This window comes from Sporosarcina psychrophila, assembly GCF_001590685.1.
GTDB classification, from domain to species: domain Bacteria; phylum Bacillota; class Bacilli; order Bacillales_A; family Planococcaceae; genus Sporosarcina; species Sporosarcina psychrophila.
Window position 1 is genome coordinate 376,744 of the sequence record NZ_CP014616.1, and the last position, 22,409, is coordinate 399,152.

The 22,409-nt window shown below is 39.5% G+C and carries 24 protein-coding genes and 1 pseudogene; 21 read left to right on the forward strand and 4 right to left on the reverse strand.

What is annotated here, in order from left to right:
* Window positions 1–447 (reverse strand): MarR family winged helix-turn-helix transcriptional regulator, encoded by a 447-nt coding sequence (locus tag AZE41_RS01760; RefSeq protein ID WP_067204903.1) that lies wholly within the window; start codon window positions 445–447, stop codon window positions 1–3.
* A 123-nt stretch (window positions 448–570) separates the two neighbouring features.
* Between AZE41_RS01760 and AZE41_RS01765 the strand changes: the two genes are divergently transcribed.
* Together AZE41_RS01765 and AZE41_RS01770 are read left to right on the forward strand one after the other, a co-directional pair.
* Window positions 571–1,176, forward strand: a complete 606-nt coding sequence (locus AZE41_RS01765) for a class I SAM-dependent methyltransferase (protein WP_067204905.1) — start codon at window positions 571–573, stop codon at window positions 1,174–1,176.
* 3 nt (window positions 1,177–1,179) lie between these two features.
* Entirely contained in the window at window positions 1,180–1,371 is a 192-nt protein-coding gene (locus tag AZE41_RS01770) for a YwbE family protein (protein WP_067204907.1), read from the forward strand.
* Between the two features lie 35 nt (window positions 1,372–1,406).
* Here the strand turns inward: AZE41_RS01770 and AZE41_RS01775 are convergent, their stop codons facing one another.
* Window positions 1,407–2,651 carry an MFS transporter gene (locus AZE41_RS01775; protein WP_067204910.1) on the reverse strand — a complete coding sequence of 415 codons (1,245 nt, stop codon included), beginning with the start codon at window positions 2,649–2,651 and terminating at the stop codon, window positions 1,407–1,409.
* Between the two features lie 20 nt (window positions 2,652–2,671).
* Window positions 2,672–3,718, reverse strand: coding sequence for an ArsR/SmtB family transcription factor (locus AZE41_RS01780; RefSeq protein WP_067204913.1), 1,047 nt, complete (start codon window positions 3,716–3,718; stop codon window positions 2,672–2,674).
* A gap of 420 nt (window positions 3,719–4,138) precedes the next feature.
* On the opposite strand from AZE41_RS01780, the pseudogene AZE41_RS22990 reads away from it, so the two are divergent.
* From AZE41_RS22990 to AZE41_RS01820, 9 genes and pseudogenes are all read left to right on the forward strand, one after another.
* Window positions 4,139–4,216, forward strand: a pseudogene (locus tag AZE41_RS22990) (DUF5412 family protein); the annotation flags it as partial.
* Between the two features lie 68 nt (window positions 4,217–4,284).
* The gene (locus AZE41_RS01785; protein WP_231885755.1) at window positions 4,285–5,448 is read left to right on the forward strand and encodes a PstS family phosphate ABC transporter substrate-binding protein; all 1,164 of its coding nucleotides are present in this window, start codon (window positions 4,285–4,287) and stop codon (window positions 5,446–5,448) included.
* 153 nt (window positions 5,449–5,601) lie between these two features.
* Window positions 5,602–6,174 (forward strand): copper resistance CopC family protein, encoded by a 573-nt coding sequence (locus AZE41_RS01790; protein ID WP_067204915.1) that lies wholly within the window; start codon window positions 5,602–5,604, stop codon window positions 6,172–6,174.
* Between the two features lie 3 nt (window positions 6,175–6,177).
* Window positions 6,178–7,266 (forward strand): copper resistance D family protein, encoded by a 1,089-nt coding sequence (locus AZE41_RS01795; protein WP_067204918.1) that lies wholly within the window; start codon window positions 6,178–6,180, stop codon window positions 7,264–7,266.
* Between the two features lie 297 nt (window positions 7,267–7,563).
* Window positions 7,564–8,580, forward strand: coding sequence for an NAD(P)H-dependent flavin oxidoreductase (locus tag AZE41_RS01800; protein WP_197485355.1), 1,017 nt, complete (start codon window positions 7,564–7,566; stop codon window positions 8,578–8,580).
* A 61-nt stretch (window positions 8,581–8,641) separates the two neighbouring features.
* A complete protein-coding gene (locus AZE41_RS01805) occupies window positions 8,642–9,544 on the forward strand; it encodes a DMT family transporter (protein ID WP_067204921.1) in 903 nt (300 codons plus the stop codon).
* Window positions 9,537–9,854: a hypothetical protein gene (locus tag AZE41_RS01810; protein ID WP_067204923.1), complete on the forward strand. Its 318-nt coding sequence runs from the start codon at window positions 9,537–9,539 to the stop codon at window positions 9,852–9,854. Before AZE41_RS01805 ends, AZE41_RS01810 begins: the two co-directional genes overlap by 8 nt.
* 88 nt (window positions 9,855–9,942) lie before the next feature.
* Complete coding sequence (locus tag AZE41_RS01815) at window positions 9,943–10,455, forward strand: YcxB family protein (protein ID WP_067204926.1); 513 nt, start codon at window positions 9,943–9,945, stop codon at window positions 10,453–10,455.
* Between the two features lie 142 nt (window positions 10,456–10,597).
* Window positions 10,598–11,209 (forward strand): maltose acetyltransferase domain-containing protein, encoded by a 612-nt coding sequence (locus AZE41_RS01820; RefSeq protein WP_067204929.1) that lies wholly within the window; start codon window positions 10,598–10,600, stop codon window positions 11,207–11,209.
* Window positions 11,210–11,539: 330 nt separating this feature from the next.
* Here the strand turns inward: AZE41_RS01820 and AZE41_RS01825 are convergent, their stop codons facing one another.
* Window positions 11,540–12,169, reverse strand: coding sequence for a hypothetical protein (locus AZE41_RS01825; RefSeq protein WP_067204931.1), 630 nt, complete (start codon window positions 12,167–12,169; stop codon window positions 11,540–11,542).
* A 395-nt stretch (window positions 12,170–12,564) separates the two neighbouring features.
* Here AZE41_RS01825 and AZE41_RS01830 point away from each other — a divergent pair, with 395 nt between their 5' ends.
* From AZE41_RS01830 to AZE41_RS01875, 10 genes are all read left to right on the forward strand, one after another.
* On the forward strand, window positions 12,565–13,995 hold the full coding sequence (locus tag AZE41_RS01830; RefSeq protein WP_067204934.1) for a carbon starvation CstA family protein: 1,431 nt from the start codon (window positions 12,565–12,567) through the stop codon (window positions 13,993–13,995).
* A gap of 102 nt (window positions 13,996–14,097) precedes the next feature.
* Window positions 14,098–14,517, forward strand: a complete 420-nt coding sequence (locus tag AZE41_RS01835) for a GyrI-like domain-containing protein (protein WP_067204936.1) — start codon at window positions 14,098–14,100, stop codon at window positions 14,515–14,517.
* A gap of 147 nt (window positions 14,518–14,664) precedes the next feature.
* Window positions 14,665–15,471: a hypothetical protein gene (locus AZE41_RS01840; protein ID WP_067204938.1), complete on the forward strand. Its 807-nt coding sequence runs from the start codon at window positions 14,665–14,667 to the stop codon at window positions 15,469–15,471.
* A gap of 75 nt (window positions 15,472–15,546) precedes the next feature.
* Window positions 15,547–16,275 (forward strand): MerR family transcriptional regulator, encoded by a 729-nt coding sequence (locus AZE41_RS01845; RefSeq protein ID WP_067204940.1) that lies wholly within the window; start codon window positions 15,547–15,549, stop codon window positions 16,273–16,275.
* A 545-nt stretch (window positions 16,276–16,820) separates the two neighbouring features.
* Complete coding sequence (locus AZE41_RS01850; RefSeq protein ID WP_231885756.1) at window positions 16,821–17,417, forward strand: hypothetical protein; 597 nt, start codon at window positions 16,821–16,823, stop codon at window positions 17,415–17,417.
* A gap of 103 nt (window positions 17,418–17,520) precedes the next feature.
* Window positions 17,521–19,596: a DUF2339 domain-containing protein gene (locus AZE41_RS01855; RefSeq protein WP_082786460.1), complete on the forward strand. Its 2,076-nt coding sequence runs from the start codon at window positions 17,521–17,523 to the stop codon at window positions 19,594–19,596.
* Window positions 19,597–19,742: 146 nt separating this feature from the next.
* Complete coding sequence (locus tag AZE41_RS01860; RefSeq protein WP_067204946.1) at window positions 19,743–19,940, forward strand: helix-turn-helix transcriptional regulator; 198 nt, start codon at window positions 19,743–19,745, stop codon at window positions 19,938–19,940.
* Window positions 19,941–19,943: 3 nt separating this feature from the next.
* Window positions 19,944–20,387 (forward strand): hypothetical protein, encoded by a 444-nt coding sequence (locus AZE41_RS01865; protein WP_067204949.1) that lies wholly within the window; start codon window positions 19,944–19,946, stop codon window positions 20,385–20,387.
* Between the two features lie 74 nt (window positions 20,388–20,461).
* Window positions 20,462–21,664, forward strand: coding sequence for a class I SAM-dependent rRNA methyltransferase (locus AZE41_RS01870; RefSeq protein ID WP_067204951.1), 1,203 nt, complete (start codon window positions 20,462–20,464; stop codon window positions 21,662–21,664).
* A 120-nt stretch (window positions 21,665–21,784) separates the two neighbouring features.
* Entirely contained in the window at window positions 21,785–22,405 is a 621-nt protein-coding gene (locus tag AZE41_RS01875; protein WP_067204954.1) for a LysE/ArgO family amino acid transporter, read from the forward strand.
* Window positions 22,406–22,409 lie beyond the last annotated feature (4 nt).

Here is a 22,409-nt window from a genome sequence, read left to right on the forward strand (position 1 = left end):
TTACATCTCCTTCATTTGTAAAATCTCTTTAAGTTTTCGGAAGGTCTCAACGAATGTCTCCAGTTCCTTTTCATCAATTCGATCTTTAAAAAGTTTTTCAATATTTTCATAGACCGCATTATTGGACGTTTGAAGAACCTCGATACCTTCCGATGTAAGTCGTATGATTTTGGCACGCTGATCGTTTTCGTCACGCTCGGATGTCACAAGTCCTTTTTCCTCCAACTTTTTTAAACGGCTCGAGACGGCGCTTTTATGTACACCTTGAATTGTGGCAAGCTTTCCGCTCGAAAGTGCTCCATAAGTAGAAAGGATTTTGAGTACTTGAATTTGCTCAGGAGAATACTCTTTCCAAATGGGAATATCCATGTTTTTAATAACATGTTCTGTCCCGAAAATCATTACTTCTTCGAATAAATCAACAGCTTCTAGTAGTTTTTCTCTCAATATAGTCTACCCCCTAAACCAATAATAGTAGTTTAGGGGGTAAACGAATAAATGTCAACGGCAAAGTAATCGGCCATTTTATGATAAACTGAAGGAAGTAGATACAAAGGGGACTGAGAAGCTATGACAAATATGTGGCATGAACGTTTTTCCGTTGAAGAATACGTCTATGGCAAAGAACCCAACGGATTTCTTGTGGAGGCGGCACAGCAATTACCGAAGGGTAAAGTGCTTTGTATCGCGGAAGGTGAAGGGCGTAATTCGGTCTACTTGGCAACGCTTGGCTTTGATGTGACAGCATGGGATTATGCGCCGGCAGGACTGGAGAAGACAAAGCAGTTGGCGGGTGAAAAAGGTGTCGTTGTAAAAACGGAACTGCACGATTTGGCAGAAGTGGCATGGGAAGAAGAGCAGTGGGATGCCATCGTTCACATCTTCGGACATTTCCCGGGAAACGTTATGGACCGTACTCTAGCAGGGATTAAAAAGGCATTAAAACCTGGTGGATGCTATGTAAGTGAGTTGTATACGAAAGAACAGCTCCAGTACGGAACAGGCGGCCCACGGGTCGAAGAAATGCTGTGTAATCCTATTAAGATGCTCGAACAATTCGATGGTTATTTCGTCAAACACTTCCATATCGGGGAAGTCAATCGCGTGGAAGGCCAACTTCATACAGGAACCGCACACGTCGTGCAAAGTATATTTCAAAAAAGAGAGGAAGAATAATATATGAATGGAAAGAATCGTGCAGATGTAACACCAGGCTTAAAAGTAGCAGTTATCTTGAAAAAAGATCAGCGGTCGGGCTCGAAAACGGAAGGTGTCGTTAAAGATTTATTGACGAACTCAAGTTTCCACCCGCATGGCATTAAAGTACGCTTAGAAGACGGACAAGTTGGACGGGTTTGCGAGATTTTATAATAAGAAAAGGCCTAAAAAGGATAACCATGCGCAGTCTATTGCCGCGCGTAGTTATTCTTTTTAGGTAATAATTCAGGTTGGGGTGGACCATCAATGAACTTGAAATAAGGAAAGACGATACCAATGATAGATACCAAACTTATCGCTAATCCAATCATTATATATAAAGGTCTAATTCCCCATAACTCACTAATAATTCCTCCAAAAACAATCCCAATTGGCATCGCCGTTCTACTAATTACTAATCTAACCGACATCACTTTCCCCATCATATGATTCGGAATCGCCCGCTGACAAATTGTGATGTTGTGAATACTGAAGAAAGCCATCATAATTCCTGCAATAATTTCGACGATAATCGCTAAAATGATTGCATTAATAATTCCTAACGAAATGTAGGTTAATCCACCGATTACTAGGGATCCTAACATGAACATTCTTCGACTTCGGAATTTTATCTTTCCAATTAACAGAGATCCGATGACATAACCCAATGGAAAGCCAGCCATAAAGAGGCCATAATCTTCATAATTCCCCTTCAGCACATCCGTGATATACGGTAAATTAATCACCATTGTGACACCAACGCCAAATTGGACGAATGCAAGGAAGATTCCCAGCCACACGATTGTTCGTTCTTTAAAAAAGTAATGGATGCCTTCATTGAATTGTTCCAACCAAGTCTTCCGTATACCTTGAGGAACTCGTTGCTCGTCCATCCGTAACAGCAAAAATCCACTTAGCGCAAGTAATATAAACACGAGTAACAAAGTGAAATCCGTCCCTATATAATTAATAACAACTCCACCAGCCATGGGTGCCAAGAACATCATAAGCCTCGTTGTACCATCGAGATAAGCATTGGCCGTACTTAACTGTTCCTTAGCTACGATTGTCGGTGTAATCGCTTGACTTGCAGGAACGTAAAGTGGGGTGACAAGGCCAATGATAACCTGAACAACATAGATATGCCAAACTTCCAAATGGCCAAGGAACATTGATAAAAGTGGCACCAGAAAAATCAATGCCCGTGTCCACTGGGAGAAAATCATAATCCATTTGCGACTCCATTTATCAATGAACGGCCCACTGACGAGTTGAAACACGATTGAGGGGAGAAAGTACAGTAACCACATACTACCCAACGCCAGTTTTGACCCCGTGAGTTCGTAAACAATAATCGAATTGCAAAACGTGCCAAAGGAGCCACCCAATTCGGATATTGCACTTCCCGCCCACAATGAAACGAAGCCCCTATTTTTTAAGACATGAGTATTCAAAAGTCATCGCCCCTTCTGCATTATTGGGTTAAATAGAGTTCCAACTCTTTGGGCAGGGAAGCAACGGACTTTTCTTTCAAATAATAATTGGAGGACTTTTGACCAACTAAAGAAGCGGCCTTTAAAATTTTTAAATGGTGATGAACAGTTGATTTTCCTAATTCGAGCTGCTCAGTTATATCCTTTAACGTGCAATCTTGTTCAGATAAAAGCTTAACCATACGGAGCCGGACTTCATCTCCCAATGCTTTATGTTTCTGAATTAAAAAGTAATCGGGAAGATACTTATCAGTTGGATCAATGCTTGTGTTCGGAATCGGATAATAAAAAACTTTCGTTTCTTCAATATCCGATACAATCGTCCAAGGCCGGTACGTCAATTGGGGAATCAATAAAACACGATGAACGCTTGGCTCAGGAATATACTCTGTTCCATTTGTGGCCCATGCAACAAATTCTTCAGGCGTTAGTTTGTCTTTCATACTTCTTTTTTCATCGAGATCTCTTTCCAAGATGGCTAACAAGGGATTTGTGTCTGCATCAAGAACTGTTTCAGTCCACAAAGACATGACAGTTAGTAAATGCTTTTTAAAGTCAACGCCATTTACATTGCTGATAAAGTCAATATAAGCAGGTAGAAAAGGGTTTTCCTTTGCTACTTGTTTTATTAAATCGACAGCAACTTTATCACCATTCGCCGCAAGCATCCTACTTTCTTGTAAATCTGTTCCGAAGTATGGGAGACAAGTATACTTCAGTTCCACATCGCTTAAATTGTTGACATAAATCTTGAATTTTTCAATGTCATTCGAATTTCTTTCAAAAGCGTGTAAAAGTTGAAGTAAACTTTTCCATGTATTGTGTTCTTCAACGTAATTCAGTTCGCTAACTAACTCGTCAGGCATTTCATTTCGAAGTGTTTCAAATGAACCTTTTTTCTCGAGCGTGTCTAGCAGCGGTGTATTTGTGATCGCTGCAATACCTAATGCACATTCCCATAATAGAGAATACTCGAGCTCCACTTTGTACGATTCTCTTTTTCTACCTGTTATTGTTAGTGTATTCATACTAATCCGCCTCCTACTTGGTAAAGTATACCTATTTGGAATGCGAAGTTCAATAATTATAGAATATTTTGTTCAATTAAATTTGAACAATTACATATAAATCATAAATAGATAGGTTGTGACTTTTATCCATCAAACGTGAAGGTATAAAAAACGTTTGTTTTAGAATTGTATGGAGAGCGACGGACAAGCGTTCACCCTACGCAGTAAGAAATCTCAATAATGATGCAATAGTTGTTCAGTCCAAAGTGATCCGAGAGCATCTGTGTATAAGGCGTCTAGTGTTTAAACACAAAAGCAAGCAGTCATTTACTGGTTAATCAACAAATGTGTATTGGAAACATTTGTATGGAAAGAAACGTCTCGATAGGAGTGGGTGCACAATGAAGATTGATCTAAAAGTAACCGGAAAATCAAGCGAAAATCGTTTGGATTGATAGTAATACAGTTTCAATCAATGGAGTTGAACTTAATGTGCAAAAAGATGTGTATGATTAGAGAGAACAGTAACGGGCTCAATTGAGGTTCGCTATACAGAAATGTTTTAATACTAAGGGGGACTCAGCTTGAAAAACATCCTAATGATTGCAACCATCCTAATGATTATTGTAGCGGCGACGATATTGGCGTTGCCATTGGCTTTTATATCTGTTTTATTCATAACGCCGAATATGTATTATATAGTACCTTTGCTTATTGCAATCTACGTAATACTGGTTATTTTGATTCTATTCAAAACGATAGGTTGGACGAAATATCCGAACGGAAAAAAAGCTTTTTATGGCGTTGTTGCGCTGATAGCCGTTGTGGCATTGTCTTTCACGGCTTCCGGTATATATAAGCAGAACTTGGACAGGTTGGAGGATACAGAAGTGAACCTGCAACAATACAGTCCGTTCGCATCTGGGACGAAAGCTATGAAACTGGACGAGCCAGCGACCTTGAAGCTGGAATCGGATTTACCTGTCATAGATGGTGCGACCGCGCTTTACCCGATGTATGCTGGATTCGCACAGGCAGTCTATCCAGAAAAGGAATACAACCTCTATAACAGTGAAGTGATGTCGAATATGACAAACGTAGCCTACGAAAAGCTCATTGATGGGGAAGTCGATATAATTTTTGTAGCAGGTCCTTCTTCTACTCAATTGGCATCAGCAGAACGAGCTGGCAAAGAATTAACGCTGACACCAATCGGTAAAGAAGCATTCGTTTTTTTCGTCAATGCGAAAAACCCTGTAAAAACCTTGACGATGAATGAAATCAAAGGGATTTATTCCGGAGAAATAACAAATTGGAAAGACGTAGGCGGAAAGAAAAAAGCGATACGGGCATTCCAGCGGCCACAAGACAGCGGCAGTCAGACTGCACTTCAAAACTTGATGGGTGAAGTGTCGATCATGGATCCTCCGGTTGAAAATGTGATTGATCTTATGGGAGGAATTATTGATGAGGTATCGGACTATACGAACTACAACAATGCATTAGGCTTTACTTTCAGATATTATTCAACCGAAATGGTCACTAACGATAAAATCCGATTGCTTCAAATTGAAGGAATTGAACCGTCATCAGAAACAATCCAGTCTGAAGATTATCCTCTTACGGCTGATATTTATGCCGTGACTGCGGGCAGTGATAATCCGCATATCGAGAAATTCATCGATTGGATTTTGTCTGACCTAGGACAGGCGATCATCGAGAAGACGGGGTATGTTACAAACCGATAGGCTGAAAACGGGATTGCTTTACTCGTAATAGTATAAGGAATAAAAACACTTCACGAATTTTTCACAACGAAAAGCTACACTGAAATTGATTTGATTATGTTCAAGTTTTTAAGTTCGTAGTTTTAATCAGCAATTAAATTAGGAGGTATTACAGTGAAAAAGTTATTATTAATTACATTTGTCTTCATGTTTATTTTTACTACCAGTGCTCTGGCACATACAGGGTTAGAAACGTCTTCCCCAGAAGATGGAGAAGTTGTTACAGAAGAAATGCGCGAGATAGCCTTAACCTACGAAGGGAAAATCGAACAAGGAGGAACGTTAGAGGTCAGTAATTCAAATGGCCAATCTATTCCAGTTGAAGATATTTCCATAGCAGATACGCAAATGACAGGGACGTTTACAAATGCCTTGGAAAATGGTGACTATACAGTTGTTTGGAATATTATTGGAGCAGATGGTCATCCGATTGCAGGAGAATTTTCTTTCACTGTAGATGTTCCTGTATCTGAAACAGCGGTTGAAAATGAATCCGAAGCCGAAGCCGAAGCCGAAGCCGAAGCCAATTCACAGGATGTAAATCAAGATGAAACACCATTAGAAAATGTTGAAGATACTAAAACAAATGAACAAAGTCAATTACCTTCTTATCTCATTCCTGTAATCGTTATTGTCTTAATTGCAATTATTGTGGGGATTTTCGTCGGGTTAAGGAGAAAAAAATAATAAATGTTTATGGTAATTTTTAGTGAAATACTTTTATATCTTTGCGTATCGCTTCTTATAGGAAGTTTTCTTATAGCTCTAGTACCGAGTTCTTTTCGACCGGAAGTAAACATACCAAGAAGTGTACAAATTATAGCTACACTCGGTATCGCAGTGTTCTCATTTGCGCCTGTTTTAGTGCTAATCATATATTTGAATGAGAATATGGGACTTTCTGAAACACTACAGACAGTTCTACTTACTTTTGAAGTCGGCAAAGCATGGATTTTCACTTTTCTAGTTGTCAATGTCTTGTTCATTTTTATCGTTTGGTTTGATGATCGTAAGAAACCAATCTACTCTTATATAGGAATCATTTTTGTTGTCATTTTAATCATGGGAATTGGTTGGGCTAGTCACGCTAGTTCCCTTGATCATGTCAAAGGATTTTTAACGCATACAAGCCATTTTACAGCGGTGAGTATTTGGGTAGGAATCTTGCTTGTTGTTAGCTGGTTTTCAAAAGATCATTCAAACTGGTTGAATTTCTTGAAATGGTTCTCGCCTGTTGCCATTATTTGTTTTAGCATCACCATTGTGTCAGGACTTATTTTAATGACATTTGTAGTGGAGTTTAATGAATATGCCAATGCGTGGATGCTTCCGTATGGTCAATTATTGTTATTAAAACATTTAACGATCATTCCATTACTGGTATATGCAGGGATCAACAGTATACTTATTAGAAAGAAGTTACTTAAGGATAATGACTTTAATCCAATACCTTGGACAAGAGTGGAAAGCATACTTATTTTGGTTGTTTTTTCGATAACGGCTGCATTAGGTCAACAATCGCCGCCTAGCGAAAACATATTGAAAAATGAAGGACCTTCCAAGCTGTTCAGTTTCTTTTATCAAGGTCAGTTTCAGCAAGGAATGAATGTCGAACTTGTAGCAAATGCCACAGGTCTCTCTCTTATACTGTTAGCGATTCTTTTCGTCGTTTTAACTGTGTACTCATTTATTAAGAAAGCACCGGTAATCGTAACTTTCATTTTGAGTATCCTTTTCATCTTTACAAGTTATTTAGCTTTACTACTTAGTATCCAATAGAAAAAGTGAAAGGTAGCTGACTTAGCTACCTTTTTTTCTATATAATGGGTACTATATATTCGGCACTACTTATTTAGAATTAACTAGGTGGTATACCTCACCAGTATAACGAACAAATCTAGCGAAGGAGCGACAAGTGTGAGCCGGAGCAATAAGACCGACAGTGATCTTTCTGACGGGCTTATTGCGTGAGGCCATCACAAAGCGACAAAGCGGTATTGGAAGTACATTCTATTTGTTAAGTACCGACTATATAGCAGTATTTTTAATGAACGCAATGAATTGGAGGAGAGTCGAATGAATAAGCTGAATTTGATGGCAATGTTAGGAATCGAGCATCCAATTATCCAAGCACCAATGGCGGGTGTGACAACGCCAGAGTTTGTAGCAACATCTGCAGAAGCGGGGATTCTCGGTTCAATTGGGGCTGGGTATCTTTCGGCCGAAGAGACGCGGAATTTCATTCGTGAAGTGAAAAGTCTTACAATGAAGCCATTTGCGGTGAATTTGTTTGTTCCAGAAACGGTGAATCCGAGTCAGGAGCAATTACGGGGGGCATATGAAGCACTCCAACCGATAGGTAAGGAACTCGGGATTCCTCAGTGGAATACGCCATTTTCAAAAACGGAATTTGAAGGGCAAGTTCAGGTACTAATAGAAGAAGGTGTGAAAGTCTGTTCATTTACTTTCGGACTGCCGGACGAAAAAACTGTGCAATTATTGAAGGGAAATGATGTATTTCTAATAGGGACAGCGACTTCAAAAGAAGAGGCAGAACTGGCGGAGCAGGTGGGAATGGATGCAATTGTAGTACAAGGTAGTGAAGCGGGTGGTCATCGTGGTTCCTTTTTAGGCGAATTAACATTGATTCCCTTGAATGAACTACTGCTGAAAGTAGTCGCATCCGTTCGACTTCCAGTTATTGCAGCGGGCGGCATTGCAAGTAAAGAAAAAATGGTGGATGTGTTAGCTAGCGGGGCACAAGCTGTCCAAATCGGAACTGTACTTCTAGCTGCTGACGAAAGTGGTGCACATCCGCTTTATAAGCAGGCAGTTTTGGACGCGGATGAAAGATGTACGGTGTTAACAAAAGCATTCTCCGGTAAAATGGCACGCGGAATTAGCAACCGCTTCATCAGTGAAATGAATGAAGCAATCATTGCTCCTTACCCACTTCAGAATGATTTAACAAAAGAGATTCGTAAAGAGGCGGCAAAGCAAGGGGAGACTGAATTCATGTCATTATGGGCGGGTGAAAGTGTGCATTTAAGCACCAGTGGAAAACTCAAGAACATTATTGAAAGATTTGTCTAACAACATAGTCCATTAGCTAATCCGGTTTGGTACACTAGATATAAAAACGGCGGTGCATCATATGCGGAAATATATTGGGGAAATTGGACTTATCATTACAGCAATTATTTGGGGCAGCGGGTTTGTGGGCAGTGCCGTAGCCTTGGAATACTACACGCCGTATCAAATTCTGGCAGGGCGCTTTTTAATCGGCGTACTCATTCTAGGAATCGTATTTAGTAAACGGCTAAAAACGATAAAGAAAAGCACATTTATAAAAGGGTCGATATTGGGGATTTTCCTCTATATCGCCTTTGCGCTTCAAACGGTAGGTTTACAATATACGACACCTTCAAAGAATGCATTTTTAACTGCTATCAATGTAGTTATTGTTCCTTTTATAGGGCTCGTCATTTATAAAAAGAAAATCGATATTTTTGAACTCGGTGGGGCATTTATGGCGATAATCGGAGTAGCGGTACTATCACTTAAATTCTCTTCTGAAGTCAACGTAGGGGATCTACTAACATTATGCTGTGCAGTTGGATTTGCTTTCCATATTTTCTACACCTCTAAATTTGTAAAAGACGAGGACCCTATCCAGCTAACGATTATTCAAATGATGGCAGCAGCAGTCATCGGGTGTCTGTTTGTAGTATTTAAAGGTGAAACAACTTTTTCTACGCAAACGGAAGGTTTGATACCACTCCTCTATCTGGCAGTTTTTTCGACAACAATCGCATTTCTATTACAGACAGTTGCCCAAAAGTACATAACGGAAACAAAAGCGGCAATCATTCTATCCACCGAATCATTTTGGGGCATGGCATTTTCCGTTGCGATTTTAAGTGAAGTGATGACGGTGAAAATGGGGATTGGTGCCATCCTTATTCTTGGAGCGATTGTATTATCCGAGACGAAGCTTAGTTTTTTGAAAAAGAAACAGCTGAACGGAATGCTTGAAAGGTGGGATGACGGTGTTTAAGGCTGTTTATTGTGAAAAATGTTCTAAAGAAATTAAGTTTAGGGGAGATTTAGTAACCGCAACTTTATTTTTTGTTATAGTCGCTTATCATGAAGATTGTTATGTGAAAGACTTGAAAGGGTTCAGGGGACTTTTTCTAGATAATCAACCACTTAACGGTTTTTCGGGTAACTTTTTGTTTGTCACCGCAGTCTTAGTGAGTATCGGATTTGCTTTTGGTTCGATGAAGTGGGTCTCAATTATAGCCTTACTTCCAGTGTTATATAGGATATATTCTTACTTTAGGTTTGAAAGAAGATTGGAAAAGTAGATAGGTAGAGTCCATCCCTCTCAATCCTAGACAGTAAAATTTCGGTGACAGTCACGGAAAAGATGATTTAAAGAAAAAGGAGATTACAATGGAAATACACTACAAGTTAACTGAGGAAGATTACATACACTTCAATTTGTATCACATCAAAAATTCTAAAACTGGTAAGCGGGCGTTGGCGTTACAAAGGTTTATAACGCCATTATTCTTTATCATTATTTCCTATATTTACTCCTTAATAAGTGACATGTCGTTTCTACCACTGTTTATCATTTTTTTAGTAACGAGTATTCTATGGGTTATGTTTTATCCGAAGTATTTTTATGGCCTCATTGCCCGTAATGCTAAGAAAATGATTAAAGAAGGTAACAATGATGGCCTAATAGGGAATCATCAACTGAAATTGACGGAAGAAGGATTAATGGATACGTCTTCAAATAAAGAAACAAAAGTAACTTGGTTAGGCATTACAAGTTTTCAAGAAGACGATGGATATTTCTTTCTTTACAATAGTTCAGTGAGTTCCTATATCCTGCCCAAAAGAGAGATAGATGATGTAGACGAAATGAGACAATATATCCAATCGAATTTAATGCAGTAAAAAAGTAAATTGATCTATACTAAGTTGCCGAATCTAGTGGGGATCACAGAGCAGGACGATTCAACGAATTCATTGAAGGCTTTGGAACCTGATGTTACGAATAGTACTTGCACTCAAATATCATAGTACGAGGAGAATCACAATGAAAACAGAGAAAGAAAAAATGCTAGCTGGCGAATTGTATTGTCCCTCGGATTTTGAATTAACAAAAGAACGGGAAAACGCCCGTCGATTAACGAGGCTATTTAATGAGACGTTGGAAAATGAACATAGTGAACGGACTAGATTATTAAAAGAGCTATTTGGTTCAACTGGTAAGGAACTTAATATTGAGCTTAGCTTGCGTTGTGATTATGGATCTAATATTCATGTCGGTGAAAATTTTTTCGCTAATTTTGATAGCGTGTTTTTGGATGTATGTGAAATTAGGATTGGTGATAATTGTATGATTGCTCCCGGTGTACATATTTACACAGCTACACATCCATTAAATCCATTGAAACGAATTTCGGGTTTGGAATATGGCAAGCCAGTCACAATTGGTGATAATGTGTGGATTGGTGGGAGAGCTGTTATTAACCCTGGAATAACCATCGGAAATAATGTAGTGATTGCATCAGGAGCGATTGTGACAAAAGATGTACCGGATAATGTGGTTGTAGGTGGAAACCCGGCAAAAATTATTAAAGAGATTAATGTAGAGGGACACCTACTTAATGCAGCGGATTTTGAGGGAACGCGCGTAAATTCATAATACGAAGAAAAAATCGGTTAGAGAAATAATCATTTCTCTAACCGATTTTAATTTGCACAATATATTCAGCTTGGCAGATAACGATGGGCGAACACAAGAATCCCGAAACTGTTTGTCCAAGATTTAAAAGAGGTTTAAGTGCTGAACGTTAACCTTTAAACAGTAAAGAACTTTAATGCGTAAGTTTTACAGCTTTGAGATTTAAGCCTTGAGCTTTTATCATCATTACTTGTAGATTAAGTTGGGTGTTGGTTTTACTTGTTCCCCAAAGAAATACCAACAAAAGAAGGGTCTTGTGGATATCGTTTTCGAATACTCATGCAAGGCTAGTTATACGGTAACTGTTGTAAGTGCATTGGATTCAGAAAGCACTGCGTCTACTTCTGCTTTGAAGTTTGTAATTTTTTCATCCAATGCTTCGATTCGTGTACTGATTTTGAGTGGATCGATTAAAATATATTCATTTCGTTCCATGAATGCCTTTGTATGTAGCTCAACTTCTTCTTTTTTTGCGTTTTCTTTGCTACCTAAAATAGCCGTTAAGTACTCTTCTAAGCGTTTTGGAAGGGACTCATTTTCTTTTGTGAGCTTGTTGATGGCTATTCTTCGGGCTTCAATCATGGAGGTCAGTAACTTTTCTTCATTTTCAATAGAGGTTTTACGCTCGATTGCTTTGGCAACAGTCATAGTTTCACCAGCGACGATTACTTCTGTCATTGCGTTCGATTGTACAATTGCATCTTTAATGTGGATGCGTCGTTCGATTAATGAAACGACTTTATCAAAACCTGATTGGATTGATTTTTCGTAGTCTTCGATGGAAAGGCCTTTAATTTTTTGAGCAGATTTGCGGTCTGTTGCCACATGATCTGCTTCATTAATAGCTTTCGCAATGCGCTCGTTTAAGGTTTTTAATTCTGATAAAGCGCGATGGATCGACATTGTTTGCATAGTCGTCATTTAATCATCCTCCATAATGGCTTTGTTTATGAAAGTATACCATAAATACCCAAAAGAAGTAGCAAGGAAGCAGATATATACAAATGTTAGAAGCCATTGGCGAGATTGATTATATTCTTCCACAAGATATTTTGTATATGTATCGAGACGAAAAAGTGACAAAATTATTATTCAAACTCCTGCTAACTAAGATCACCATGTAAAAAGCCGAGTAGATGTACTTGTTGAGCCTCCTTGTTTTCCTGTGATTCTTCCAAACTAGCATGTTACGCCAAACGCTTCTATTTTAGAAAACCTGCCATAGACTGAATACGTGGGGTTACATTCCGAAAAGGGGAATGAGAAGTATGTAGCGCGGCGAGGTAGATTCAAAAATAGTAAATGGGGGTGTATACATGATTACATTTTTCGGTTCAATTTTACTGTTAGTTGTTGCATATTTTACGTACGGAAAGTTTATTGAAAAGATTTTTGGCCCTACGGATGCTAGGAAAACACCTGCTTATGCAAATGCTGATGGAATCGATTACGTACCAATGAATAAACAAAAAAATGCGTTAATCCAGCTATTAAATATAGCGGGAACAGGCCCTATTTTTGGTCCTATTATGGGTGCCCTCTTTGGCCCGGTCGCATTTTTATGGATTGTTTTCGGAGCGATTTTTGCCGGAGCTGTGCATGATTATTTAACGGGTATGATCTCTATTCGGAATAAAGGGGCACATATCCCGGAATTAGCAGGGAAATTCTTGGGTAACGTTTCTAAACATATTGTAAACATTTTCGCTTTGTTACTCCTTCTGTTGGTTGGAACTGTATTTGTTACGACACCAGCATCACTATTAAGTCTGTTATTTAATGGTAAAGTTGCTTTGTGGATTATAATTACTGTTATTTTTATTTATTATTTCCTATCTACAATTCTTCCAATCGATAAAATTATTGGCAGACTCTATCCGTATTTTGGAGCTGTTCTATTAGTTGGAACAGTAGGTGTTGGGGGAGCTTTACTACTCTCGGATTATTCAATTCCAGAATTGACGTTAACTAACTTACATCCGGATAATTTACCTATATTCCCAATCCTATTCTTTACAATTACTTGTGGTGCGCTATCTGGTTTTCATGCGACACAATCACCGATTATTTCTCGAACAGTAGAAAAAGAATCACAAGGTCGCTATGTCTTTTATGGCATGATGATTACTGAAGCGGTTATAGCAATGATCTGGGCTGCTGCAGCAATGAGTATGTTGGATGGGCAGACATTAAGTGAATTCATCTCAACAGGTACTCCTTCCTCTGTTGTGAATGAAGTATCCATGACATTATTAGGTGCTGTTGGCGGAACGATTGCTGTATTAGGTGCTGTTGTACTACCAATTACGTCAGGGGATACAGCGTTCCGTGCCGCACGATCTATTATTGCTGATTACTTGAAGATTGATCAGAAGAAAATAGCGAAACGTTTAATGATCGCTGTTCCTCTGTTCGCTCTCTCGGTTTTGCTTACACAAATTGACTTCAACATCTTGTGGAGATACTTCTCTTGGGCGAACCAAGCGACTGCTGCTATCGCATTATGGATAGCGACCATGTATCTATTTATTAAAGGGAAGAACTACTTTGTGTCGTTAGTACCTGCGTTGTTTATCACCTATATGGTATTCGTTTATATCTTAAATCAAAAGATCGGATTTAATTTAGATTTAAAATTATCGTTTATAGTTGGGATTGTGTTAACTGCTATTTTGGCGGTGATGTTCTTTGTGAAAGCTAAGAAAAATAAAGCAAATAAGATAGAGACAGATGTAATTATTGAATAAGGATAAAAAGATGGACTCAATTGAGTTCATCTTTTTTTATGGACAGCAAAAATTCCTCTGATTGAATTATCATTGTATAGTGGAATGAAGGAGGAGATTCACATGGAAACACGTATCGTTGAAGTTGAGGAGTTCAATGTTAAAGGGTATGGATTGAAAGGACCGCTGTCAGAAATTCCGGGTAAATGGGATGTGCTGAATATGGAACTTGCCGAGAAAAGCATCGTTGCAGAAGAATCATTTGGACTTTGCTTAGCGATGAAAGATGGGGAAATTCACTACATCGCCGGCGTCAAATCGAATCTTGCCAAAGGATTGCAGAATACAGAAGAAGCTGTGGTCCCGGCTGGCAAGTTCATCGTAGCAAAGGTAGAAGGTGGAATTCACGCGATACCAACCGCGTTTAATGCACTTATGAAAACGGATGGTATTCAACTGCGAAATTGTTTTAGTTTTGAACGATATGTTCATCCTGAAGGTTCGAACGGGTATGACATTGAGGTTTGGCTACCGATTGAGTGATAGAAAAAAAGGTAACGAATTGTGTGTAATGAAGAGATTACGGTTCAGTCCGTGGATCTCTTTTTTATTATTAGAACATTTGGATAGTAGTTGACAATTGGTAGTCTAAACCATCAACATGAATGTAAGGGATGGTGAGGAAGAAAATTGATAGAAATCTATAGAAAGACATGGATTTCCGGATTTGTTATCGGGATAGGGTTGGCGATTTTTTGCATTTTATTTTACTTCATTGGTTATACAAGTTTCATGGAAAATGGAGATGTGCTAGTTATAAATGGCATATTTGCGTTATGTTCGATTGGGACGGGATTTCGATTCAAAAGCGTACATGAGAAATTAGTCAATGAAACTATCGACATACCAGTGAGCACGTTGAACTTGGAGAATTTAGACGAATTGATACTAAAACGAATCCCTTCTTTATTGTTCAAAATGTATAACGTCGATTCAGATGGCAATCCACTGTTTGTCATTGAACCATCCAAAGGGCGGTTGTCGAGATGGCTAACATTTTTCGAACTATTTGAGAAGGGGTTTATCGTTCCGGTGCACTACGACGTCTTAGATACAAACGGACAACTGCTAGCGACACTCACAACCCGAAGTAATATAAAGCATGACGAACTTACATTAAAGAAACCGGATGGTACAGTAATGGCCGCTTATATGCAGCAACATTGGAAAGCAAAAGTCAAAAACCGAGGCGTTTTGTATCATGCAGATGGTTCGGTTTGGCGAGAACTTGAAGCGAAGTCAATAGCGGGCGATATCGACGTGAAAGATGATGAGGGACGTATGACGGCCAGATACCGTTTTGGTATTTTTCCATATGCAATGAGACCGGTCTTTCAAAGCACTGCCCATCATGAGCATATCCAGTTCGGGGCACATATTTCTTCTGATGAAAAGCTGGCGTATACAATGGTGTTTTTCCTATGGCTCAAAGGATGAATTAAATCTCTTTTAGGTGTTGACACTCACGTTACGTCATACTTTATAGTTAGTTTTGAAGGGAGGCGGGTAGCGATGAAAGTGAAAGAAGTATCGCAGTTGACCGGTGTTAGTGTGCGCACACTCCATCATTATGATGACATCGGTTTGTTAACGCCGGATTGTACGACAGAAGCAGGGTACCGGCTTTATTCGGACGATAATTTGGCGACGTTGCAGCAAATTCTGTTCTTTCGTGAACTTGGCTTCTCTTTGAAAAAAATCAAAGAACTGCTTACGAGTCCTGCATTTAGTCGGCAGGAAGCTTTTGAAATGCAGCGTAAAATGCTCCATGAAAAGCGCAAGCAGCTTGATAGTATGATCAAAACGATTGAGAAGACAATTCAACATGGAAAAGGGGAATTAGTAATGACAAACGAAGAGAAATTTAAAGGGTTCGATTTCAGCAAGAACCCATATGAACAAGAGGCGAAAGCGCGTTGGGGCGATAAAGCGGTAGATGCATCTAAAAAGAAGGTTGCACAGTTCGGACCGGAAATTCAAGAGGAAATGAATCGCATATACTTTAATCTTGCGGAGCTCCGCAATACTTCACCGTCTTCGGACGAAGCGCAAGAAGCAATCGGCGATTGGTTCAATATGCTGAATACTAATTTTGGAACGTACTCGCTTGAGGCCTTTAAAGGACTTGGTGAAATGTATGTTGCGGATGAAAGATTTACGAAGAATATCGACCAGTTTGGAGATGGCCTTGCACTGTTTATGAGGGATGCGATGGCGGTTTATGTCGAAAAGGGAAAATAAGACAGAGAGTCTAGGATATAACTTTGCATCTCTGTAGGTCTGTGTTAAAGTCATGTATAATGGCTCACGAGAGACGTATAGTAGAACAAGGACTTTAAAATGGGGGCACCCGAACAAATGGGTGTCTATTATGGCTGTACTAATTCGCAGAGCGAACAAATTCGTTCGCTCTGTTTTTTTTGATTCGGTATCCGAACCTTCTCGGGAAAATGAAACCCCAGCCCCTTATGAAACGTATAGTAAGTATAAAGAAATTTAGTTTATCCCGCATTAACGGGCAGTAAGATCCCCACTTCAAGTCTTCACGGACACGAGAAGAATAAGTGGGGGATCAACTGCCCGTAAAAGCCCGAATGGTTAAACTAACAATCAGAGGGGGGTGATAACCCCCCTCTGATTGAAGATTAACTTTATCAACTGTCTTAAATACCCGTTACTATCTAGGTCCCGGGTCTTAGACAGTTTCCATCCACAGCCGGTTTAGTTAACCTATCGGAACGTACATAATGGATGTAACAGTAAGAGATCGCAAGGGGTTGATAGTCATGAAAAAAACAATATATATCGTGCTTACGGATACGGGGACGTTGCTGTCAAAAGCGATTGGGATGTATACGCGGAAGGATTTAAATCATACGTCAATCGCGTTTGATGAACAGCTGAGCGAGATGTACAGTTTCGGTCGAAAGCAGCGGCATAATCCTTTCGTAGGTGGGTTTGTGAAAGAAAGTGCTACAGAGGGCATATTCCGACAAGCAACATGTGAGGTTTATAGTTGTGAAGTGACAATTGAAGAATACACACGCATGCTTGATAAAATCCGCTTAATTGAACAGAATAAAGAACTTTATAAATATAATTTCATTGGTTTATTTGGCGTGGCTCTGAATAAGGGAATTCAACGCAAGCATGCATTTTTCTGTTCACAATTTGTGGCGATGGTCGTAAATGAAGGCGGCTTACAAATGTTTAATATTTCACCAAGTTTAGTGCAACCACATCATTTTTCACAATTGCCCTGTTTGGAGCCTGTTTTTGAAGGTGATTTACAGACGTATTTGGATCAAACGAGGGGCCAACAAGAACGACAGCCTATCCGTATGAGTGTGTGGAAGAGTTTAGCATTTCGATTACTGGCCTAAATAAGTAACCTATTTTATCGTGAGAGTACTTCGGTTTATCGAGGGGACTCTCTTTTTTATACCCGGTTTAAGTTCTTTGAAACTAGTAAGTAGGAAATGAGGGATGAAGTTGGATGAAGAACTGAAGGTTATTTTGCAACGGGTGTCTGATCTAGAAGGGGAAGTAAGCACGTTGAAGCGGCAATTGGCTGAAATGAAAACCCCTCCAAGCCCTGTTACGGAGAAAGTGGAAAAAGTTCATTTAGCCTCGATAATGGCACGTTTGCCTGAGCAACCAGTTCGGGAAGAAGTTCCGATTCAGCAGAAAATAAGGAAAGAATTCGATCTTGAGAAAGCGTTAAGCAACTGGCTTCCGCGAATATTTATGTTTATTCTACTACTTGGAGTTTTATGGGGATTGAAAGTTGGAATGGATAATGGATTTATCACCAATCCAGTACGAGTTGGAATGGGCTACACAGGAACAATTTTGCTCTATTTTCTTGGGACGCATTACTACAATGGTGGAAAAAAAGGGTTTGGTCTAACATTACTTGGCGGTTTTATCGGACTCGGAATTTTGACGACATTCGCGGCACATCTTTTATATGGCTATCTGAATTTCACGATTGCATTTGTGATAGGCGTGGCTTATATTATCGCAGGGTTGTTGTTATCGAGAAAAACAAAATCGGAAACGTTGACGATATTTTCTGGGATTGCAGGATTTTTACTTCCTTTTTTATTAGAAGGAGAAGGAGCAACTTCCATTCAATTCTGTGCGTACATCCTGTTGTTATTTTTATCACTGTTTTATGTGTCACTCAGTCAAAAGTATAAGTATACGTTCTACGTCATGTTTTCACTATTCCATTTAACGTTGTTCGTTTATGCACTTCTCGAGAGTGCGTTTGCGGAAGAATCGATACTTGTTGCGACGGTGTTAATTCAGCATAGTGTGATTTTATTGTTTTACTTAAAAGGTCGAATTTCAAGGGATGTATTTTCAGAAGCACTTCTCTACTCGAATTTTGTCTTAACAATCGGCTGGATAAAACTACTTGACCATATGCAGGAAGTGACTGTTTACGGCTTGTTGGCGCTGTTGTATAGTGTGCTTGCGGTATATTCATTTTGGAAGAAAGAAAGCGCGCTACGAGGTATTTTGTCTGCTGTAGCCGTATTTGCAGTCACTGTATTCATCCTGGCCTTTGACATGGATGATACTCGGGTTATTCTAATATTGCTTCTAGTGAATGGGGCAATTGGAATTTGGGTAGGTTTGCGCTTCAACACACTTAGGACGATTGTGACCGGTTCAGTAATTTACTTATTTACGGTTCCAGCAGTCCTAACTACAATGCAAATAAATGCATTTTGGTCCATGGAGAATGCGGTGTGGCTTGTCTTTATTGGTTCATTCAGTTGGATATTTTACACGCTTTACCGATTTACGCCTTCTCGTTTATTGGGGAAAACGAAGTCAATTGACAAAAGTTTGATCGTTGGTCAACTACTTGTTCTTGTCTATATTTTTAAATTAACAAAGCTAGGGCTTGCGAATACTTATGTATCGTTTGACACAGCTAATCATGTTCAGGCGTTTGTATTATTAATGGTACTTAGTGCTATGTATTTCTTCCACAAGTGGAGTAAAGGACTGTACTTGACGCATGGGGCAGTTATTCTGTTTCTGATAGCAGGTATGATAGTGCTGCTGACGGGCTTGGGTTCATATTATAAACACGGCGAGTTTTTATTTAATTTCTTTGTGCAATTTGCTTTTGTGGCCGCTTTTACGGCTGTAGTGTGGGCGATTGTAAAAGACCGTTTCTATCTTTCGAGCAAAGAGCTGAAGTGGGAGACACCGCAACTGGCGATTGTACTGCAAATTATCTATTTCATTGTCCTAAATAAATGGTACTTAGCCTTCACGACAGCTTATGAATGGGATTTGGAATATGTGTTGTTTGCGCATACGTTCTTGCTGTTTGCTTTTGCGTTTGTGTCCATCAGTATCGGCGGGAAAATGAATTGGAAGTATGTCAAAATTATCGGAGCGGTGCTCATTATCATTTGTGTGCTGAAGCTCTTCCTCGTCGACTTATCAAGCATTTCTATTCTTGTTAGGGCAATATTGTTCACTATCGTTGGTGTTGTCGGCCTGGTATATTCACGGACCTTGTTGAAGGAGGACTGAGAAAAGAAGCGATATGAAAAAGCAGCGGAATGATCAATTTCGCTGCTTTTTCATATAAATGGGGGAAGATATAAGTTACCTTATGTCGGGTATATTTGACTCCAGGATTCAATTTTCAGTATAATTCTGTTAACGGGAGGTTTACCATGACGAAGAATTTGCGAGTCAAGGCTGCACGGGCAGCTAAGGATATGTCACAAAAGGATGTTGCAGAGGCAATCGGGATTACAAGGCAGACGATGAATGCCATTGAAAATGGTGAATACAATCCTTCCCTGAAATTATGCATTGCCGTATGTAAAGTGTTGGATAAATCATTAGATGAATTATTTTGGGAGGGATGAAAGATGCAAAATGATCGCTTTGATGAATTTCAAATTGCGAAGAGACATCGTATTGGTTATCAAACATTCATTTTGACAATAGCGCTCATTGTTGTGAATGGCATTATAAAAATGAATTATAGTTGGGCGGATCCTCTGATGGAAATGTTGGTACTCATATATATTCCAATGATGTACTTGACGGTGATGGCAATTTGGAAAGGTGCGTATACGAGTAAAAAGGAGAAGAATCCAAATGTCTATATTCCGATGTTTGGGCTTGTTGTATTATTTGGTTGGTTTGTCATTGGACAATCGATCTGGAGTGATGTGTTTATCCTTACAGAAAACGGCAAACTGTCTAATAGCTCGGGCATATTATTTTCAACGACTTTCTTTACAGTGACCACAATTACGATGATTATTCGAAGAGCTATAGATTTTCGGATGATGCGGACGGAATCATGAATAAAACTTGCCGGTTTCGCAATTAATGATAAAACGTGCGATAATAAAGAAAACGATCAAGTAAGGATGACGAAATGACAAAAACAATCGATTTACAAGTAAATGCAAGAAATATTAAAGATTTCAAAAAAGGCTATCCGTTGATTTTAAAAGATGCGATTATTAATTCTGGCGTGCTTGCAACGGAAGCGGAAGGAACGATTGTACGATTAGTGGATAAAGATCGTCGCTTTGTTGCGAAAGGCTATTACGGCTTGCAAAACAAAGGTCTTGGCTGGGTACTGACGAGGAAAGAGGAAGAAGTAATCGACTTTGACTTCTTCGAATCAAGAATCGCCGCAGCATTTGCGAGACGTGAAGCTTTATTTGCGGATGCCTACACGACAGCGTTCCGCGTGTTCAATGGTGAAGGCGATGGCATCGGCGGACTGACAATTGATTATTTTGACGGCTATTTTATGGTGAGTTGGTATAGCGAAGGGATTTATTCGCTGAAGCATCATGTCTACAGCGTCTTTGATAAAATCATTGATTACAAAGGTATTTATGAGAAGAAACGCTTTGACACAAAAGGCGGATACATCGAACAGGATGATTTCGTTAAAGGGGAGCAAGGTGATTTCCCAATTATCGTCAAAGAGAATGGCATGAATTTCGCAGTCAATTTGAATGACGGCGCAATGACTGGGATTTTCCTTGACCAGCGTGATATGCGTAAAGCGGTTCGCGATAAGTATTCTGAGGGTAGAAATGTGTTGAACACATTCTCGTATACGGGCGCATTTTCTGTTGCGGCACTACTCGGCGGCGCAGTTAAGACGACAAACGTTGACTTGGCGAAGCGTAGCAATGCGAAAACAATCGAGCAGTTCAGTGTGAATGCTATAGATTATGAACAGCAGGATATCAAAGTGATGGATGTCTTCGACTACTTCCGCTATGCAAAACGGAATGATTTGAAATTCGATCTAATCATCCTTGACCCGCCTAGTTTTGCTCGTACTAAAAAGTATACGTTCAGTACAGCGCAGGATTATCCGGCACTTCTTATGGATGCAATTGCGATTACTGAGAAAAACGGCATCATTGTTGCATCGACAAATAATGCGAGTTTCGGAATGAAGAAATTCAAAACGTTCATCGAGCAGGCCTTCGAAGAAGCAGGATCTAGGTATAAAATTCTTGAGGAATCAACATTGCCGAAAGACTTCCGGACAAACCGTGATTACCCTGAATTCAACTATTTAAAAGTTGTTATTGTGCAGAAGACGAAATAAATGTGGAATACAAAAGCCGTGCTAGGATTCTCCTGGTGCGGCTTTTTTTTATTCATAAAAGAAGGACTAAGCCTTTCAATCGAGAATTGATTAGGACAGAGATTGAATAGGGGTGGGCATGTGACTGAGGCGATTTTACATGGAATTATTCTGGCATTTGGACTTATTGTGCCATTAGGTGTCCAAAATGTGTTTGTTTTTAATCAGGGGGCATTGCAGCCGACATTCATGAGAGCCCTACCTGTAGTCGTGACCGCAGGTATTTGTGACACAATCTTGATTGTTGCGGCGGTGTCGGGCGTATCACTTCTTGTCCTAACGTTTGCCTGGTTGGAAAATATTATCTTCAGTATTGGTATTCTCTTTTTACTCTATATCGGTTTTGTCTTATGGAAAAGTGATGCGATGTCGACGAAGGTGGATGGAGAGAGATTTTCTACAAAAAAGCAAATCATCTTTGCAGCATCGGTTTCTTTATTAAACCCTCATGCAATCCTCGATACGATTGGAGTTATCGGGTCAAGCTCACTCAATTACGAGGGGGACGTAAGAATTGCATTTACGCTGACGACAATCATCGTTTCATGGCTTTGGTTTATAGGGCTTGCAACGGGCGGACGCTATTTCGGAAAGTTGGATTCGAGTGGGAAACTAATGGCGCTGCTGAATAAAGTATCCGCTTTAGTCGTTTGGGGAGTTGCTGTGTATATGGCAATCAGACTTATCAAGAATATGATGTAAGAGC